The sequence below is a fragment of the Chroococcidiopsis sp. SAG 2025 genome (genome assembly GCF_032860985.1).
In the GTDB taxonomy this organism is placed as follows: Bacteria; Cyanobacteriota; Cyanobacteriia; order Cyanobacteriales; family Chroococcidiopsidaceae; genus Chroococcidiopsis.
Genome location: NZ_JAOCNC010000001.1, coordinates 4,390,924 through 4,408,629 on the forward strand (window position 1 = coordinate 4,390,924; position 17,706 = coordinate 4,408,629).

Below are 17,706 nucleotides of genomic sequence, written 5' to 3' on the forward strand. Positions count from 1 at the left end.
CTGGAAGTCACATCCAGTAATTTACAGAGAACCAAAGTATGTAAGCTCCTTGCTTCTCTTGAGCTTCAGACTGAGGGCGATCGCAGATTTATAATTACGAGTTATAATTACGAGCTATTTCGAGATCGTTATGACATTTTTCAAACAGCTATCGCTGCAAATAAATTACATTTTCAAGTCGCTGTTTTTTCTACAATATATACCACATGCATTTTTCTATTCTTTAAAACGCGATCGCTTCGAGCGTCAATATCTTCCCGATTCATCTTCAGAATCAGTCACTCAACCTGGAAAATTACTTCGGACTACAGCAACAGAGCGAGGTGCGTATTTCTATTTCGAGCAAGCTGAGCTAGAAATTTCTTTTTTAACTCCCGATTTGGTACGAGTGAACTGGTCTCCCGATCTACCACCTGTCCCCTATGCTGTTGTCAACTGCGATTGGGATCGTGTTGAAACAAACTTAGCAAAATTGGACAACAATTGGGCGATCGCCAGCGATGCATTGAGCGTGACTGTGGGTATAGATGGCAGCCTGACGTTTTGCGATCGCGCAGGGCAAGTCCTGAGAACAGAATTACCGCCCCAGCGACAAGGGGAAAGATGGGTACATCGATCGCAGTTGCGCTCGGAAGAACGCATTTATGGATTAGGAGAACGGGCATCTTCTCTCAATTTACGCGCTGCCAAAGACGATCTGCAAAAGCAGAAAACTTACCAGATGTGGAATAGAGATCCAGGGGGTAGGTACGCACCAGGAACAGATCCAATCTATATCTGCATTCCGGTTTACTTAGGGTTGCACGATGGGGGTAGCTATCTAATTTTCTATGAAAATTCGTTTCGGGCTGAATTTACATTTGCAGATATGGCGATCGGTAACTTTGCAGGTGGATCGCTGCGTTACTACATGACGATTGGCGAGCCGTCACAACTGCTAGAATGTTATACCCAGTTAACAGGTCGTCCGTCCCTACCTCCTCGCTGGGCGTTAGGCTACCACCAATCGCGCTGGGGATACCGCACAGAGGCAAACGTGCGCCAAGAAGTCAAGGCATTTCAAACTTATAATTTACCGTTGAGTGCCGTTCATCTCGATATTGATTGTCAAGTCGAACATCGCGCCTTTACGATTGACCCCGAACGCTTTCCCAAGATCGATAGTTTCACCCAAGAACTGGCAGAAACAGGCGTGCGGTTAATTGCAATTAATAACCCTGGTATTAAGTCCAGCCGTAAAAGTAATTTATTTCTAGAGGGACAAGTCCTAAATGGCTTTTGCACGTATCCCACAGGAGAACTAGCGATCGCCTCAGGGTGGGCGGGTGCGATGGCATTCCCCGACTTTACTAACCCCAAGGTTCGCGCTTGGTGGAGCCGTCAATATGCTTATCTGCTGGATGTAGGAGTAGCGGGATTTTGGCACGACATGAACGAACCTGCGGCATTTGTTTCCTGGGGCGATCCCTCGCTACCTCAAGTCGCACAACATTGTTTAGAAGGCAGAGGAGGCGATCATCGCGAAGCGCACAATGTCTACGGGTTATTAGAAGCCCAAGCCGCTTACGAAAGCATTCGTCAATATCGACCGCAACAACGTCCCTTCATCGTGTCGCGATCGGGTTGGGCAGGATTGCAACGCTACGCTTGGACTTGGACGGGGGATACTATCTCGACGTGGGAGGCATTGCGTCAGACAGTAGCAACAGTTGTCGGATTGGGAATATCAGGTATTCCTTATAGCGGTCCCGACATCGGCGGTTTTCAAGGCAACCCAACCGCCGAGCTATATGTGCGTTGGTTTCAGATGGCAACATTTCTGATGTTTTGCAGAACGCACAGTTCCACTAGCGTTGCTCCGCGTACCCCTTGGACTTATGGCGAACCTTATTTAAGTATCGTTCGTAGCTTCTTACAATTACGCTACCGATTGATGCCTTACTTCTATACCTTAGCGTGGGAGACATCCCAGAAAGGATATCCACCCGTGCGCCCTTTATTCTGGTTCGATTGGGGCGATCGCTTCCTTTGGGATGTGGAAGATGCGTTTTATTTGGGTGAGGCGCTGCTTGTCTGTCCGATTGTACGAGAGGGAGAGCGATCGCGTACACTCTACCTACCTCAAGGGTACTGGTACAACTTCTGGGATGATTCGGCGATCGCCGGAGGACAGACAATCGAACTAGATTCCCCGCTCGAACAAATTCCATTACTGGTAAAGGCAGGAAGTATTTTACCGATGGAAGACTCAAAGCAATTGATTCTCCACCTTTACCCACCTGTGAAGACAGCAGAGGAGAGGGGAACAGATTCTTCTCTTTGCGCCTTTGCGCCTAACGCTGCGCTTCGCCTACGGCTGATGCGCGACCAAAATTCCTACACTCTATACTCCTACACTCTATACACTGATGCAGGAGATGGTTATGGAGAATCTCGGTGCGATCGCTTCTCCCTTACCCAGCATGAGGACAGTTTAGAACTTACCTGGGAACAGCAGGGAAACTATGACTTCCCTTATCAAAGCGTACAATTGCACGTACATGGCGTGTCATTGCAGCAAGCCTGGGTAGACGATCGCGAAACAACCTTACAGGGGCAACAACTGCAATGCCATGTCTTTAAAAAAGTTCGATTTCGCTGCGGATGAACCTATTATCGTCGCGAAGAGGCGATCGCGATTTTTTGGCTCAGGATACCTCTTCCACGAGATCTGCACCTTTTTTGGTCAAACTATACTCAAAGACACGTAAACCGAGCAGACATCTATCTAAAGGCATAGCTTGGATATTTTTTAGATCGTACAAATCAAAAATCTTTAATTGTTAATAGTAGGACAATCTTTATGAATGGGAAACATCGCTCAAAAGAATATTCAGCATTAACAATACCTTTCTTAACAGCAGCAATTCTTGCTACTCCCATGCTTTCCGTCAGTGCGATTGAGCTGCGGGATAATACGTCTTCTCGCTCAAAAAGTACATCGGCATCCGTAATCGGCACTCAAATAGCGCAACGCTCGTATAGTTGTCACCAAGTCATTGCTAAAAGAGGTTTATACGTCCGAGAAAAGCCCACGGTATATAGTAACGCAGTCGGGATCGTTGCTTACGGGCGTAATGTCGAAGTTGCAGGCGGGATTACAAATAACTGGGTGCCAATTTCTGCTCCCTTGAAGGGATATGTCTATGCAGATTGGATTGGTAACTGTCAAGCTAAAGCGCCACCACCGAGCAGTTGTCGTCGAGTCGTTGCCAATCGAGGCATTCCAGCACGACAAGAACCTTCAAGCGATAGCAAGGTAGTCGGTTATATCTCTAGCGGTCGCAGAGTCATATTAACAGGTAGAGGAGCAAATGGTTGGGTGCCAATTTCTATTCCTTTTAAGGGATATGTACCATCAGCTCAACTGGTTTACTGTCGGAATTTTCCTGGCTAGCTCATTGGCGATCGCAGTAGTTACTAACTTATTGGGGGCAAATAATGTTGGATGGAAAAGAATGTTAGAGCGATCGCCACAAACAACTCAGCCAACTTTCGATCGCGTTCGCCGATTTTTTCAAGGCAGAGGAAATCGGGTACGAGCAATTAGCATTCATGACTCAGGAGACTGCTTCAGACATTACTGAAGAAGCAATTGTCGCTGCCGTCGATCGCGCAATCAACGTGATTCAAACTGCCAGTCAAGAAATCAGAGAACGGCAAATACCCACTGAAAATGTAGCACTAGAAGTCAGCGTCAAAATTATGGCAGTCGTCGAATTAAAGATGAAGGCAGATGTGCCAAAGGAGGAACAATTAAAAGAAAATCATAAATCTAAGTCGTTGTCTGACTCTGAGGGTGAACATTAAAGAATAGCAAAATTTAATTGGTGCTCTCGGCTTTTCTTTAAACTGTTAGCAGTTGCATCCAAAGTTGCATTCAACAAGAGCAACTTGTCTGACGCAAAGCAGAGAACCCAGATATGAAAACAGCAACCTCATCGTTATCGGTAGCGGTCAAGGTTGCATCCCCTTAGCCGCTGACCGATGGTCAGGAAATCTTCTTTAACTTTACGGCAATTACAGGTGAAGGATACCGGACGCTGCGATCGGGTACGCTCGTGAAAGTTTGAAGTCGTGGCAGGTAAGTTCGGTCTGACGGCTCGCAACGTGCAGCATAGTTATTCAAATTAACTCATGCTTTAACTTTCTTACAAGCGAGTATTATCTCTTCGCTTTCTACCACCTGATAAACCTGCTAAACCAAATAGACCGATTAATCCTAACCATCCCCAATCAAAACCATCATCAGTATAAACGACTCTTGGAGCAACTGTGGTTGGAGGAACGGGAGTTACTGGTCTTGGCGCACAGGAGTACAAAGTGAAAATTAAAACTATTGCACTCAAGATGAGGACACCAGCACTCACAATTTTAGGTAGTTTGAAACTCATCATAATTTAAGTGTTTTTTTTTGCTAGAAACTGATTAAATTCTCAGCTTTGATGCTAAATTTTTTATCTGGATTTTTGAAGCTCTCAGCATCAAGTAAAAGTACTATTAACGATAACCCGTGCGATCGCTTGAGTTGGGATCTCGATATGCGGTAGGTTCGCGATCGCTAATACTATTGATCGGCTCGGGATCTCGATATGCAGTAGGTTCGCGATCGCTAATTCGATTTCCTAAGCTAGAATCTCGCTCTACAACAGGTTCTCGTCGCTTATTTTTACCCGCTAAACCAGCCAGACCAAATAAACCAATCAAGCCCAGCCAGCCCCAATCAAAACCGTCATCTTCATCTTCGTAAACATCTTCACGCTCGACATCAGGTGCAATAATCTGGGCGTTAGCAGGCAGATTTAGGGGTAGGATTGTGGTACTTACTACGATCGTACTTATGCCTAGAATTTTAGAAAAGCTAGAAAGTCGCATTGTTAATCTTCTCCTTATTATGTATCTAATTTTTTATTAATGTAAATGCTTGCTAATCTAAAACAAATCGCTCTTTAGCAATAAAACTGACTTTTTCATCTCGTTCTAAAGAAATAGAATTTTACTAGCATTTGTTTTGCAGTTTATTTTAAAATTAATTAAAAAAGTCATTTCCAAAAATCAATCGTTTTTTATTGAATAGAAATGATATTTTTTATTCAAATTTGTTTGCTCTAGCTATTTAAAGTTTATATTTATTTCTAGCGAAAGATCGACATCAAATACGCTTTATTTAGATGATATTTTAATATTTGTAGCTTACTTGACTCGCTTTCGTTGAATCTACTCTCCTATCAGATTGATTGCCGTTGCAGAGTTGTTTTTTCTAGAGCGAATACCTTCTAAAATCAACGCTCGGGACAAAGCATTCAGGTAGATTCGCGGGCTGGCTGAAGTGCGAACAGAGTAATTTCAGGCGGGCAGTTGATTCTGATTGGTATGATGCTGAAACCAATACCTCGGTTCACGTAAAGCTGGTTTCCTAGCTTTCCATATCCATCAATCCAGCCGTCTACATGAACCCGATCTTGCTTACTAAAAGTCAACCATGACCATTCTGGCGTGAACGGCAAGCGAATTTGTCCGCCATGGGTGTGTCCTGCTACAGCCACAGGTGCAGTGTTGGCGGGAAACAGGGCAAAGGATTCGGGATGATGCATCATCACAAACCTGGGTGCTGAGTCCGGTACTTCAGCCAGTGCTGCTGCTGGTTTATCCTCATTAGCCCAATGCGATCCTACACCTACTAAATACATGCGATCGCTTTTAGCTGATGGCTGGCTTCGATCTTGAGACGGTACGAGCGCAACAGCTTCATTTTTCAACACTTGCACGCCTACTGCTTCTAAAGACTCAGCCAATTTAGCAGCTAATGTCACGTTTGGAGGAGCATCCTTCGCTTTCATACCATAATCGTGATTGCCCAATACAGCATAAGTTGGGATACCGGAGGCAGGCAGCGGACGAACCAGCTCGATCGCCCTACTAATTTCTTCGCTGGGGTTCTCACCTGGAGAGTAAATAAAGTCACCAATAATCAACGCGATCGCGGGGCGCTCTTTAACCAGTTGTTGGACAATCCGACGGATAGTTGGGGTGTTGTCCAACCACATTCCCACCTGCCAATCACCGATAACCGCAACTTTTTGCCCTGACCAAGCAGCAGGTAGATTCGGAATTGCTGCAACTTGGGGTTCTACATCAATTAGGTATGGTTCGAGCAAACCCCAAATCAGAATTGCGCCAATCAACCCTAATAAGCTTAATAGAATATACTTAATTTTCTTCATACTTTGCTTGCGAATTCTTAAAATCTTATCCATATCCATAGAACGTAAATATTACTTCGGTTATATGTATCTACACGCTCGCGACCCGCCGGATGGAATATTTATTTAATAGGTGCTAATTGAAGCTATACCGTAGGTAATATTTTGATTAAATCCGATATGCCTACCAGACACGCGATATTTGTATACTCTGGCATTGGTTCGCGGTGCAGTATACACGTCGTCCATTGCAATTCGCAAAGTCGTGCGCGGGGGAATCGGTCTTTCAAATTTAATTCTAATTCCTCCACCTGCTCTAGCAATATCTGTATTAATGACACGTTCGTATCGATCTGTAACAAGAATATTACCTTTGGTCAGCTCAACGACATTGGACATAGGCATAATTTCTAGGTAGGACAAAGGCTGATAAGCGCCAGTATTTAAAGTAATGTAGTGAGTGTTACCTACTGCCTTGCTGCTGAGAATTTGAGGATAACTAAACTGAACAGAGTGAATTTGTTGTGCTTCCAGTGGAGTTGTTGCAGAGAAAGCGATCGCCAAACTTAACACCCCAATTGAATATTTCATCAAAAATCTTCCTCCCGAACAATAACTTTTTACTTGGCTTGAGTGAGCCAACTTTGTCGTCTTGGGCATACACGTCAAGGCTTTTGATGTCATAGCCATCAAAAATGTCATTTTGATAGTCGGGATAATATTCATCAAGCTTGTAAAGAGTCATGTGATTTCTCCAAACGCCTCGACATCAACTTCATAGCCGAATTGAATTGGCTATAGTTTGAAGATAGACAGAGATAGTGGAAAACTCGTGGAGAAAGTACGAACTCTACCTGAAGAGCGATCGTGATCGAATTACCAAAATCGCAACAAGAGCTAAAATTAGATTGCCATGCGAGCAAAATCTAATTTTTCAACTGCAATTTCAGGCTAGTGTAGAAGTGTTTTCAGCAAGAGATTGACAAAACTTTTCCATAGAATCTCAGGCGAGATCGCGCTTGTAAGCTATAGCTAATATCCCAGAGGCAGAACGGAAACAATAAACTGGTAATCAAAGGTAGTAAGGAGATACTCCAATGACTCTGGAAAGAAAAATTGCCGCAGCATTTAACATGAGTGAGGATGCCTGGGCGCGTCACGCTAACCCTTGGAGTGTATGGACGCGGGTCGCTGCACTACCACTGTTCATCCTGGCAGTTTGGAGTCGCGTTTGGCTGGGTTGGTTGTCGTTGATTCCGGTTGCCATAGCAGTTGTTTGGATCTGGTTAAATCCACGCATCTTTCCCAAACCATACTCAACTGACAACTGGGCTTCAAAAGGAGTTTTTGGCGAACGAGTCTGGTTGAACCGCGATCAAATTCCAGTACCACAGCACCATCGCCACATACCCAACATTCTCACTAGTGTTTCTGCCTTGGGTATGGTTTTTGTCATTTGGGGCTTGGTTGTTCTCCATATCTGGTCTACTTTACTAGGAACTGCTCTGGTTTACCTTGGTAAACTGTGGTTTGTCGATCGCATGGTTTGGCTGTACCAAGATATGAAAGATGCAAATCCAGAGTATCGGAGTTGGTTGTATTGATTCGATCTACCGAGCGATTTTCGTGAATTTATCTACTCGCGATCGGATCGTCAATTATGAATCGGCTGACTCAGAAGCAAGACCAATTTTATCTCTGTTTTCCGTTATTTTTACTTCATTTTCGCTAACCGATCGCGATCGCCCACTCGTCGAAATAATTTATGACTTATGAATTAACTGTATTAAATTTCTCTTCTTTATTGTTTAAATAAAGCCTTGATATTTTTAAAAGCAAAATTATATTATAGGCAAAATTATGTCAGAACAATTTTAAATACCAATTTTGATTGCTGAAAATTATGTAATTCAAGCTAATATTTACAGCTTATTTAACAGTAGTTTTGATGGTTTGTACCTATCTAAAAGTTGAAGTTGCTAGGTCGATAAATAGAGCGTTTATTTTTGAAAAAATTAAAGCATTTTATAATGAAGCAAAACAGCCAAGTTTTTAGAGAATATAGCAATTTAGGAAATTCATCACTGGCTATAACCTTTCCTATCTCTGCAACTCATCAAGTTTTTTGACTTAAGTAGAACTAACTAAAGGAAACATTTGCATATGGATCTCGGTTTGAACGGAAAAATTGCTGTCATTACTGGTGGAGATTCCGGTATTGGTAGGGCAACAGCTCAACTGCTTGCCCGTGAGGGTGCAAAAGTGGCGGTCATCGACAAAACTTCAGAAACGCTTCGGCAGGCGGTAGAGGAAATCGGAAAATACGGAGAAGCTCTTGCAGTCCAAGCTGACTTGACTAAGTTAGAGGAGGTAGAGAACGCTCAACGTCAGATTCTCGACCGCTTTGGAACGGTTCATATCCTCATCCATGCAGCAGGAATTACAGGTGCGACGGGAGATTTCCTTCAATTGAGTGACGAGCAGTGGTACAAGACAATCGATGTAGATTTGATGGCAGCTGTACGTACTTGTCGTGCATTTATCCCAGCAATGCGCCTAGCAGGTTGGGGACGAGTTATCTTGATTAGCTCTGAGGATGCCGTACAGCCTTACCCAGAAGAAATGCCCTACTGCGCGTGCAAGGCAGCAGTCCTTAACCTTGCCAAAGCCCTATCTAAAGCTTACGCCAAGGATGGCGTACTGGTGAATACGGTTTCTCCCGCCTTTATTGCCACTCCGATGACGGATGCCATGATGGAGCAGCAATCGAAGCAAATGGGCGTGAGCTTCGATGAGGCGATCGCAAAGTTTCTAGAGCAGAATCGCCCTCATCTCCAGTTGAACAGACGTGGACGACCGGAAGAAGTAGCAGATGCTATTGCTTTCTTGTGTTCCGAGCGATCGAGTTTCGTACTCGGTGCTAATTGGCGAGTAGACGGAGGCTCGGTTGCGAGTCTGTAATCTATAGGGCTTGTACTGTTTTTAATTATGAACTGTGTGACAATTGTGAATTGTTTCGGTTAGCGGCTGTAAAGAACGATAGGTTGGTCTGGTTCAACAACCACAACTCGGTCTGCTGTCACAATTTCTTAACAGGAATTTGGGAGCGATGTTGCTCAGTATAAACTTGAGTAAATTCTGCTCCCAATAGGAGTATCTGAGCTGAAAAAAAGACCCAAATTAATATAATAACTAGAGAACTTGCTGCTCCATAACTAGAGCCAATGTTGCTATTACCCAGATATAGCCCAATCAGAAATTTACCAAAATTGAATAACAAAGCAGTGACAGTTGCTCCAATCCAGAGATTGCTCCAGGCAATTTTGAGGTCGGGTAAAACTTTATAAATCAAAGCAAATAGCACTGTTGTCCCACCTAAAGAAAAAATAAAATTCAAAATTTGTCCCAGCCGAATCCAACCTGGAAATAGATGACCAAAAAAGTTAGCGATCGCCGCCAGTGCAGTACTAACAACCAGAGATACTACCAGCAAAAAGCCAATGACAAGTACCATTGCAAACGATAGCAGACGTTTTTGCAAGAAGTTTTTAATATTTATTCCTGGCTGGGGTTGAGCGTTCCAAATTGTATTCAATGCCTCTTGCAGTTGCCCGAAAACACCAGATGCCCCTAGCCCAAGCGTGACAATGCCAAAAAGGGTTGCTAAAGTCCCCCCTGAACCTGGCTGCTGAGCATTTTGAATCATTACCTGAACGGCTTGCGCTCCCTGCTTGCCGATCAGTTCTTGAACTTGCCCCACAATTTGATTTTGGGCAGCTTCTCGACCAAATACTGCACCAGCAATGGCGATCGCAATTATCAGCAAAGGTGCTATGGAAAAAATCGTATAAAAAGCAATCGCGGCTGCCCACAGAGATACTTTATCCTTCTGCCACTTCGTTGCAGTATCCTTAAGTAGTAACCAAACAGTCTTTGCAGAAAAGCCGCGCTTTGTCATTAAACCCCTACTCGATCTTGATGTTGAGTTCCCGACTTTTGACTTTTGACTTTTGACTTTTAACTTGTTTACTAGTTCAACGGTTGGGTTTGTGCCTGATAGTTAGATTCATTTAACCCTGCACCGCGATTTGCTTGTTGGGAGTCGATGATTTTTTCTAGTCTAGCAATGCGATCGCCTGTTGCTGGGTGAGTGCTTAAAAATGTAGGAACCGAACGTTGAGTGCGTAATTTTTCTAGAAAATTTATCATTGCCACTTGAGCGTAACCAGCTTTTTCTAAAGTTTGCACGCCTCTTGCGTCAGCTTGGAACTCATCAGAGCGACTGTTAGGACGGCGCAAAGCCAGTTCTACACCTAATTGCACTGCCGTACTCTCATCTAGTCCAGCCGCCGAAGCCAGACCGCGAGCGATCGCTGTTTCTCGCATTTGTTCGATTAAATGTCGTTCGGCAATGTGACCGATTTCATGTGCCAACACACCCGCTAGTTGTGCTTCGTTATCTGCGGCTTGGAGTAAGCCCGTAGTGACATAGACGTAGCCGCCAGCAGTAGCAAAGGCATTGATACTGTCATCTTTAACAACTTGAAACGTATACGGGATATCAGGGCGAGTGCTATTTTTTGCCAATCGCTGACCGATACGATCGACGTAATTGTTGACTCGCGCATTGTTATAGAGTTGAAACTGATTGCCAACTAGCTGCTGATTAATTTGCTTACCGAGCTGGACTTCTTCTTTATCGGATACGTTGTAAAGTTGATATACTTGAGCGCCGCGAATCAGCAATTCCCACAAAGGAGCGGCTGGCACGGGTTGAGGCGCACCGACAACTACGCCAATTGCGACTGAAGACGTAATTAACGGATAGAACCAAGGGCGGCGGGAACGAGGAATGTTAGACATAAACCAATTAGTGCTTGAGCGATCGCACTCCAGCTTGAGAAACAAGAATAATTCCAGCTTGAACTAAAAAAGTGGAAAAGTTGGGGAGAACGCTAATTTTACTAGGCTGGTTCTGACAAAAACTGATCTAAACAATATTCAGAACGCCAAAGAGCATCACAGCCAAATAAACTAGTGGGACTTTAAAACTTTCTAAGCCCAAATATAGCCGAACTTAGCTCTGTGAGAGGCAAATACATCAACATGCTCATTAAGCCAGCGGACCAAACGAAACTCGACTGCGGTGCGGAATGCCTCCAATGCTTCGGCAAAGGTTTGTAAGGGTTTGGTTGCCCAACGTCTGCGGAATCCGCCGGTCAACTGATGCCAAAGGATGAAGGTGTAAGCGATGAACACTAAAACCCAATGACGCTTCATACTCAGAGCATCCCGAACTTGATACTCACTCAAACCCAACCAGCCCTTGGCTTCTCGATAGAAGACCTCCACCCAGTTGCGAGCAGAATATGTTTGAGCTACCCAAGCCGCACTGACTTGGTTGTCAGAGGCATTGGTGAGAAAGTAATCCACCTCCGTCGCTTGCTCGAAACTAGAGGCATTGAGTTGAATCGCCAGCCAGCGAGTGCCTTCGAGCTTCGGAACGTGAACTGGTAACAGCGCCACCCAAACTGTCCGGGGCTGCTCCAGATTGAGTTGCACAGGTGTGAACTGCTCCACTGCCAAGGTTTGAGCAATAGCTTCTAATCCCTGCTTACGAGCAGACTCATCACCTGATGTTTGAGCAGTAACTTGGCGGTTTTTGGCGATTGCTGCCACGTAAGTTAGGTTTCTCGACTCCAACTGCTTGAGAAAAGGCGTGTTATTACCGTAGCCTGCATCAATTACAGTCACACCCGGTCGATAACCGCGCTTCAAGCATTGGTCAACCAAGTCTAGAGCCAGGTCAGGTTTTTTCTGGAAGTTGGGGTCTGCCTTGCCTTGCTCGAATAAACTTGCGTGTTGATAGAGTGCAACATCTAACGGCAGACGTCGCACTCCATCATACAAGTAGGTAGTCAGCAGCACAATACCATTGTCAGTCTTGCCAATCTCCCCAATGTACTGCCGTCCTACCCCATCAGTAGCCGCACCACTTTTGCGATGTCCCGAATCATCTACAATCAATGTGAAACCTTGACTCGGGGTCGTCTGGCGACACTGGTGCATCACCTCCAACCGCCGATTATTTAGCTTGACTTCATCCCAAGGGGCATTGTTGAGAAAATGTCTGAGGCTGTTGTAGGAGCCATCTACTGTATTTGTGACCAGTTGGCTCAGGTTTTTGCGCTGACTCTCACCCAGCAGTCCCCCTAGATAAACACGAAATTCCTGCCGCTGCTTCTGACGCGAAAATACATCATCAAACCGACGACACCAGTTCTCAAAGCACTGCGGCATCGCTGCTGGTACTTGATCTTTCACCTTACGTTGCTCCTGTCGAGACTGACGTAAAACGCAACTCCTACCCGCATTCTAGCTCAATTTGCTCCATCTTTCTTACAAAGTCCCACTAGATAAACTCCACTCAGAGCTACCACTTCCCAAAGCTGAAAACTATATTTTTCCGAACCAAAGTAAATCAATGCGGCGTATATCGCACCTAATAGAGCGACAAAAGCTAGATTGACTGAAAATAGCTGTAAATCTTCGATCGGCAAAGTTACCAAAGCTAGGGGGAAAAAAGCCAGGGTCATTGTCACCATGTTGTCAGCGATGACATTTGTGGTTGCAGCCGTGACTTGTCCGCTACGGGCAACACTCCAGGTAGCAAAGACTTCTGGTGCGATACTTAAAGTTGAGGTAATGAATAATCCGCCAATTAGCCTGGAAATTCCCAAGGCTGAGACGATGTTTTCTGTGGCGATAACAGTAAAGTAAGCACCCGCACCCAAGGCGATCGCGCCCAACACAGCCAAAATAATCTCTTTCTTCTGCCAGCGTACTTCTTGACCGTCCTGGCGCTGGCGGAATATAGCTTGTGCTAGATAGACAAAATAAGCGGCAAACATAATCCAACCGTCAATCGGTTGTAGACCTCGCCAAGGCTGAGGCAGGGTGAGGATTGCTGCCAAGGCGACGATTGCTAAATAAGGTAGTGCTTGTACGGTTAAGGCTTCTGGTTTGACGCGCATCAGTCGGCGATCGCCTTTGGCACGAGAACCTTTTCGCGAGGCAACGTAAGCAACGGTAACAATAACAGGGACGGAGATTATATTTGAACCGAGTAAATTGCCCAACCCGATATCGGAAAGACCGCGAATGGCACTGACGGTATTAGTACCTACTTCGGGGCTAGCTGTGGCGAGGGCAACAAACGCAGCGCCCGCCGCTTCTGTCAGTCCCCACTGTTGGCGTAACTTCTTCAACGGTTCAGCTACCTGGTCAGCTCCCCAATGAGCTGCCCAGACAGCGGCTAGAAGTACTAGTATCCAGAAAAATAAGTTCATTTTGCAATGTCACTCGCTTTTGGAATTCGAGTTCGAGCATTCTACTATGGATTGCTTGCTTAGAAAGCAGATGAGCAAGATCGCCTAGTAGATCCCCTTCTTTTGGTAGATTCAAGCTAAATCTACAGACTGATGTAGATCTTGGCTCCAGCAAAGAAACTGGTAGTAACGCGATCGGCTGTACAGTCTTGCAAAAAAGGGGCTGTTGCCTAGTCTGAGCAATTTGCGAACTTAAAGCCCAGACTAGTTAAGAATGGACAGTGTTAACCAAAAGACTGCGAGTAAAGATGGATGGCAAGTAGCAATATAAAAACTCTGGCTACTTGTATTGACAAGATTTTTGAAAAACTTGCCGATTTTCAGCAGAAGAACACGCTAAAGATATTCTCTCAAAAGTCTTAGGTATATCTGATTGTGGCGATCGCGTAGATGTATTCATTTGAGTATTAGGAGGAAAAATGGCAACTCAACAATACAAACGTGCAGTTGGTGTATTTCGCAGTCGCCCAGAAGCTGAAAATGCATTGAATGCATTAAGAGATTCGGGTTTTGCGACGGATAGAATCTCTGTGTTGGCTAAAGACGCAGACCGCAATGAGGAAATTGCCGGAGTTGACGTACAAGACCGCAACCAAATGAAAGATCGCGGCGATAATGAAGCTCCAGAAGGTGCTGGTATTGGTGCTGTAGCTGGTACTGCTTTGGGTGGTGTTGGCGGCTTACTGGTAGGTTTGGAAGCTCTAATTATTCCAGGTGTGGGTCCATTTCTAGCGGCTGGTACTGTGGCGACTACCTTAGCTGGTGCTGGCATCGGTGCGGCAGCAGGTGCTATTGTTGGCGCACTAACTGGATTAGGAATTCCCGAAGAGGATGCTAAAGCTTACGACAAGCGAGTATCTCAAGGTGACTACTTAGTAATGATAGAAGGTACAGAGGCAGAGATCGATCGCGCTGGGTCGCTGTTAAGAGATCGAGGTGTCGAACAGTGGAACGTGTACGATATGGCTGGTGGCGATCGCACTGAGGTTAATACCTCTCCTGCACCGACGAATCGGCAAACAGCAACGTATAGAGATGAAAGTGTGAGCGATCGCCGAACCATAGATATCGACAAAGACAATCGCCCCGAAGTCGAAATTGTGGATAAGCGGGAAGAAATTCGCTAATTAGTGCTATAAAATTCAAGCATTTGCAGTGTGGTTTTTCAACCACGCTGTTTTTTCTACAAAAAGCTTTTGACACGAAATAGGTAAATTTCTAGAGATACAAAAAATGTGGCGATCGCCACTATGTTTATTAGTGTGGGTCATCGCAGTAGCTTAGTAAAATATCACCAGCAAGTTTTAGAGCTATATGGCAATTCAGGCTGGCAACTTTTTCCGGTTCAAAGCTATATTCAGCACGCTCAAACCGAGCAGACATCAGATATTTTTAACGACGGTTTCAGTGCCGTTTAAAGATGTTTAAACCCTACTGCATCAGCTCTTTCATCACTCGGATCTCCCGCTTCTGTGTTGCGACAATCTCCCCGCACAGCTGCTCGATGCGTTGGTCTGTGATTGAAGCCTGCTCGCACACGAGAATTGCAGCAGCATGGTGTGGAATCATCGAACGCAAGAACTGCTGGTTTCCTACTCCCGCTTGCGTTCGGACGAGCAACCAGAATAGCCCTATCAGCGCTGTTCCTACGACAAGAAGCACGATATTTAACCGCTTGTTTTGATACATCGACCCCATCACTGTGAGCATGATAATCGACATCGGCGCTACCATGAGTCCTGCCATATATATCTGGTTGAGACTGAAAAACAGATTGCTCCACACATTAACCCGCGAAAGCATGATGATAGCCATGACAACATAGGAGATCGACAGCGCGATTAGTAAGCGGAGATAAGGTTTGATGTCGGATTTAGATTTCATCTTGAGTTTTCCCAGTTAGGCAAGAGAGTTGATACGTACAGATTCTCAGCAGCAAAATTATCGATTAAGCCAGCTTCGCACGGCGCAACAGCACGGCATTAATTGCCACAATCACCGTAGAAAGACTCATCAATAACGCACCTACGGCAGGAGATAACAGAATCCCCCAAGCATACGCAGCTCCAGCAGCAAGCGGAATCGCAATGACGTTATATCCCGTTGCCCAAAATAGGTTTTGAATCATCTTATTGTAGGTCTTCTGCGCCAAATTTAAAGCTTTGATTGCATCGAGCGGATCGTCTTCAATCAGTACTAAATCTGCCGACTCAATTGCGACATTCGTTCCCGCACCGATCGCAATCCCGATATTTGCCTCCAAAAGAGCAGCAGCATCGTTAATGCCATCCCCTACAAATGCAGTTGCTCCTTCTCGTTTCAACTGGCTAATAATTTTGACTTTATCTTCCGGTAAAACGCGGGCGTAGTAGCGATCGATACCTAAATCTTGAGCGAGTCTTAGCTACAGCTTCGGCATCGCCAGTAATCATCACGACTTGAATGTTCTTGGCGTGTAATTGATTCACGGCTTCCCGCGCCCGTTCTCTGACTCGATCTGCCATCGAGATAACGGTAATAGCTTGGCGATCGTCCATCAACACTATCGCACTCTCACCCCGCTCATCTGCCTTTGCTAGTCCCGCTTGCAAAGATGCTGAGATGGGCAATTTTTGCTCTGATACCCATTCTGGTCGTCCAATTCGGTAGACTTGACCGCGAATCTTGCCCTCTACTCCCCTACCCGTTACCGTTTTGAAGTCAGATATCTGCGGTAAATCCAGCCTTTGTTGTTGGGCGGCTGTCACGACAGCTTTGGCTAAGGGATGTTCGGAAGGGGTTTCTAAAGCAGCAGCGATCGCTAATGCTGTCATCTCATCCACGCGCAGGTCGCAAAGCGAACCGCCTTCGGCATCGACGTAAACCCTCTGCACGCCAAACCGACCTTCAGTAAGAGTTCCAGTCTTATCAAATGCCATTGTTTTAATATCTTTTGCCCGTTCCAGGGCATCGCGGTTGCGTACCAAGATGCCGTTTTTGGCGGCTAGACCTGTAGAATTAGCAATCACCAGGGGAATCGCCAACCCTAAAGCGTGAGGACAGGTAATCACGAGTACGGTGACGCTGCGATTGATGGCAAATAGCAAATCGCTCAGCCACAGCCAAACGACAAACGTAATCGTACCAGATGCGATCGCGATTAATGTTAACCAATAAGCAGTGCGATCGGCTAACACTTGGTAGCGGCTTCTCGATCCTTGCGCCTCGTCCACCAAGCGCATAATTTGACTGATTGTGGTTTCGCCACCGATACGAGTGACCTTAACCTGCACCGAACCTTCGCCATTGACAGAACCAGCGACAACTTCATCCCCCTGTTGTTTGGTAACGGGACGAGACTCTCCTGTAAGAAAGGACTCGTCCACGCTCGTATCACCTTCAATTACCACGCCGTCGTTGGGGATTTGTTCCCCTGGACGAATCAGGATAATGTCTTCTACAGCAATTTCACTCACAGGCACATCCTCGATTTTGCCACCTTGCAATCGATGTGCTTGTGTTGGCACGAGTTCGACTAAATTCTCTAAGGCGCGGCTAGCTCCAGCCACAGAAGCCATTTCAATCCAGTGTCCTAGCAACATGATATCTACCAGTGTTGCCAGTTCCCAGTAAAAAGGCATTCCAGGCAGACCGAGGGAAACTGCAATGCTGTAAACGAAAGCTACAGTAATCGCCAGCGCAATCAGCGTCATCATGCCGATTTTGCTGTGCAGTTCGCTCCAGGCTCCGCGCAGGAATACCCAGCCACCATAGAAGTAAATGACAATACTGAGGATAGGGCTAATCCAGTCGGAACCAGGGAAAGCGATCGCTTCGTATCCCAGCCACTCTTGCAATTGTGCAGAGAAATAGAGGATAGGTATGGTAAGGGCTAAGCAGATAAAGAACCTTCGCTTGAAAATTGCCGGATCGTGATGTCCTGGATGTCCTCCATGTCCAGAACGTCCGGCATGTCCGCGATCGGGAGTATCTGCACGTTGCTCGTGCTGGTGACGTGCGTGATGTCCGTTGTGTCCGTCGTGATGCGATCGCTCTTGGTGCTGCGCGTGTCCCCTACCATCTCCTTTCATCTGGCT

At 45.6% G+C, this 17,706-nt stretch carries 18 protein-coding genes and 1 pseudogene; 9 read left to right on the forward strand and 10 right to left on the reverse strand.

What is annotated here, in order from left to right; genetic code table 11:
- Positions 1–130 precede the first annotated feature (130 nt).
- From N4J56_RS21295 to N4J56_RS21310, 4 genes are all read left to right on the forward strand, one after another.
- On the forward strand, positions 131–2,647 hold the full coding sequence (locus tag N4J56_RS21295; RefSeq protein WP_317108255.1) for a glycoside hydrolase family 31 protein: 2,517 nt from the start codon (positions 131–133) through the stop codon (positions 2,645–2,647).
- A gap of 195 nt (positions 2,648–2,842) precedes the next feature.
- Positions 2,843–3,436 (forward strand): SH3 domain-containing protein, encoded by a 594-nt coding sequence (locus N4J56_RS21300; protein WP_317108256.1) that lies wholly within the window; start codon positions 2,843–2,845, stop codon positions 3,434–3,436.
- A gap of 4 nt (positions 3,437–3,440) precedes the next feature.
- Entirely contained in the window at positions 3,441–3,626 is a 186-nt protein-coding gene (locus N4J56_RS21305) for a hypothetical protein (RefSeq protein WP_317108257.1), read from the forward strand.
- Positions 3,595–3,849: a hypothetical protein gene (locus tag N4J56_RS21310; protein ID WP_317108258.1), complete on the forward strand. Its 255-nt coding sequence runs from the start codon at positions 3,595–3,597 to the stop codon at positions 3,847–3,849. Before N4J56_RS21305 ends, N4J56_RS21310 begins: the two co-directional genes overlap by 32 nt.
- Before the next feature lie 341 nt (positions 3,850–4,190).
- On the opposite strand, the gene N4J56_RS21315 is transcribed toward N4J56_RS21310, so the two are convergent.
- The 4 genes from N4J56_RS21315 to N4J56_RS21330 all read right to left on the reverse strand — a co-directional run bounded on the left by N4J56_RS21315 (position 4,191) and on the right by N4J56_RS21330 (position 6,833).
- Positions 4,191–4,436 (reverse strand): WGxxGxxG family protein, encoded by a 246-nt coding sequence (locus N4J56_RS21315; protein WP_317108259.1) that lies wholly within the window; start codon positions 4,434–4,436, stop codon positions 4,191–4,193.
- A gap of 103 nt (positions 4,437–4,539) precedes the next feature.
- Positions 4,540–4,914 (reverse strand): WGxxGxxG family protein, encoded by a 375-nt coding sequence (locus N4J56_RS21320; RefSeq protein WP_317108260.1) that lies wholly within the window; start codon positions 4,912–4,914, stop codon positions 4,540–4,542.
- 428 nt (positions 4,915–5,342) lie between these two features.
- Entirely contained in the window at positions 5,343–6,263 is a 921-nt protein-coding gene (locus tag N4J56_RS21325) for a metallophosphoesterase (protein ID WP_410500559.1), read from the reverse strand.
- 105 nt (positions 6,264–6,368) lie between these two features.
- On the reverse strand, positions 6,369–6,833 hold the full coding sequence (locus N4J56_RS21330; protein ID WP_317108262.1) for a hypothetical protein: 465 nt from the start codon (positions 6,831–6,833) through the stop codon (positions 6,369–6,371).
- A gap of 506 nt (positions 6,834–7,339) precedes the next feature.
- On the opposite strand from N4J56_RS21330, the gene N4J56_RS21335 reads away from it, so the two are divergent.
- The 3 genes from N4J56_RS21335 (at position 7,340) to N4J56_RS21345 (ending at position 9,203) form a co-directional block, all read left to right on the forward strand.
- The gene (locus tag N4J56_RS21335; RefSeq protein ID WP_317108263.1) at positions 7,340–7,846 is read left to right on the forward strand and encodes a DUF6653 family protein; all 507 of its coding nucleotides are present in this window, start codon (positions 7,340–7,342) and stop codon (positions 7,844–7,846) included.
- Between the two features lie 22 nt (positions 7,847–7,868).
- Positions 7,869–8,018, forward strand: a complete 150-nt coding sequence (locus N4J56_RS21340) for a hypothetical protein (protein ID WP_317108264.1) — start codon at positions 7,869–7,871, stop codon at positions 8,016–8,018.
- A gap of 387 nt (positions 8,019–8,405) precedes the next feature.
- Positions 8,406–9,203 (forward strand): SDR family oxidoreductase, encoded by a 798-nt coding sequence (locus N4J56_RS21345; RefSeq protein WP_317108265.1) that lies wholly within the window; start codon positions 8,406–8,408, stop codon positions 9,201–9,203.
- A 118-nt stretch (positions 9,204–9,321) separates the two neighbouring features.
- On the opposite strand, the gene N4J56_RS21350 is transcribed toward N4J56_RS21345, so the two are convergent.
- The 4 genes from N4J56_RS21350 to N4J56_RS21365 form a co-directional block, all read right to left on the reverse strand.
- Entirely contained in the window at positions 9,322–10,200 is an 879-nt protein-coding gene (locus N4J56_RS21350) for a YihY/virulence factor BrkB family protein (RefSeq protein WP_317108266.1), read from the reverse strand.
- Positions 10,201–10,271: 71 nt separating this feature from the next.
- Entirely contained in the window at positions 10,272–11,105 is an 834-nt protein-coding gene (locus N4J56_RS21355) for a M48 family metallopeptidase (RefSeq protein ID WP_317108267.1), read from the reverse strand.
- A gap of 192 nt (positions 11,106–11,297) precedes the next feature.
- Positions 11,298–12,566: an IS701 family transposase gene (locus tag N4J56_RS21360; protein WP_317104593.1), complete on the reverse strand. Its 1,269-nt coding sequence runs from the start codon at positions 12,564–12,566 to the stop codon at positions 11,298–11,300.
- Positions 12,567–12,622: 56 nt separating this feature from the next.
- A complete protein-coding gene (locus N4J56_RS21365; protein ID WP_317108268.1) occupies positions 12,623–13,591 on the reverse strand; it encodes a hypothetical protein in 969 nt (322 codons plus the stop codon).
- Positions 13,592–14,049: 458 nt separating this feature from the next.
- On the opposite strand from N4J56_RS21365, the gene N4J56_RS21370 reads away from it, so the two are divergent.
- Both N4J56_RS21370 and N4J56_RS21375 read left to right on the forward strand, forming a co-directional pair.
- Entirely contained in the window at positions 14,050–14,757 is a 708-nt protein-coding gene (locus N4J56_RS21370) for a general stress protein (RefSeq protein WP_317108269.1), read from the forward strand.
- Positions 14,758–14,865: 108 nt separating this feature from the next.
- Positions 14,866–15,048 (forward strand): hypothetical protein, encoded by a 183-nt coding sequence (locus tag N4J56_RS21375; RefSeq protein ID WP_317108270.1) that lies wholly within the window; start codon positions 14,866–14,868, stop codon positions 15,046–15,048.
- A gap of 13 nt (positions 15,049–15,061) precedes the next feature.
- Here N4J56_RS21375 and N4J56_RS21380 read toward each other — a convergent pair whose 3' ends face one another.
- Positions 15,062–15,514: a DUF305 domain-containing protein gene (locus tag N4J56_RS21380; RefSeq protein ID WP_317108271.1), complete on the reverse strand. Its 453-nt coding sequence runs from the start codon at positions 15,512–15,514 to the stop codon at positions 15,062–15,064.
- Positions 15,515–15,578: 64 nt separating this feature from the next.
- Positions 15,579–17,700, reverse strand: a pseudogene (locus N4J56_RS21390) (heavy metal translocating P-type ATPase).
- Positions 17,701–17,706 lie beyond the last annotated feature (6 nt).

What these genes read in the sequence shown, in the direction of transcription:
- N4J56_RS21310 (WP_317108258.1), top strand. Translation starts at nt 3,595, where the DNA reads ATGACTCAGGAGACTGCTTCAGACATTACTGAAGAAGCAATTGTCGCT.
- N4J56_RS21350 (WP_317108266.1), bottom strand. Translation starts at nt 10,200, where the DNA reads ATGACAAAGCGCGGCTTTTCTGCAAAGACTGTTTGGTTACTACTTAAG.
- N4J56_RS21330 (WP_317108262.1), bottom strand. Translation starts at nt 6,833, where the DNA reads ATGAAATATTCAATTGGGGTGTTAAGTTTGGCGATCGCTTTCTCTGCA.
- N4J56_RS21315 (WP_317108259.1), bottom strand. Translation starts at nt 4,436, where the DNA reads ATGATGAGTTTCAAACTACCTAAAATTGTGAGTGCTGGTGTCCTCATC.
- N4J56_RS21355 (WP_317108267.1), bottom strand. Translation starts at nt 11,105, where the DNA reads ATGTCTAACATTCCTCGTTCCCGCCGCCCTTGGTTCTATCCGTTAATT.
- N4J56_RS21300 (WP_317108256.1), top strand. Translation starts at nt 2,843, where the DNA reads ATGAATGGGAAACATCGCTCAAAAGAATATTCAGCATTAACAATACCT.
- N4J56_RS21380 (WP_317108271.1), bottom strand. Translation starts at nt 15,514, where the DNA reads ATGAAATCTAAATCCGACATCAAACCTTATCTCCGCTTACTAATCGCG.
- N4J56_RS21320 (WP_317108260.1), bottom strand. Translation starts at nt 4,914, where the DNA reads ATGCGACTTTCTAGCTTTTCTAAAATTCTAGGCATAAGTACGATCGTA.
- N4J56_RS21295 (WP_317108255.1), top strand. Translation starts at nt 131, where the DNA reads ATGACATTTTTCAAACAGCTATCGCTGCAAATAAATTACATTTTCAAG.
- N4J56_RS21335 (WP_317108263.1), top strand. Translation starts at nt 7,340, where the DNA reads ATGACTCTGGAAAGAAAAATTGCCGCAGCATTTAACATGAGTGAGGAT.
- N4J56_RS21370 (WP_317108269.1), top strand. Translation starts at nt 14,050, where the DNA reads ATGGCAACTCAACAATACAAACGTGCAGTTGGTGTATTTCGCAGTCGC.
- N4J56_RS21365 (WP_317108268.1), bottom strand. Translation starts at nt 13,591, where the DNA reads ATGAACTTATTTTTCTGGATACTAGTACTTCTAGCCGCTGTCTGGGCA.
- N4J56_RS21325 (WP_410500559.1), bottom strand. Translation starts at nt 6,263, where the DNA reads ATGAAGAAAATTAAGTATATTCTATTAAGCTTATTAGGGTTGATTGGC.
- N4J56_RS21345 (WP_317108265.1), top strand. Translation starts at nt 8,406, where the DNA reads ATGGATCTCGGTTTGAACGGAAAAATTGCTGTCATTACTGGTGGAGAT.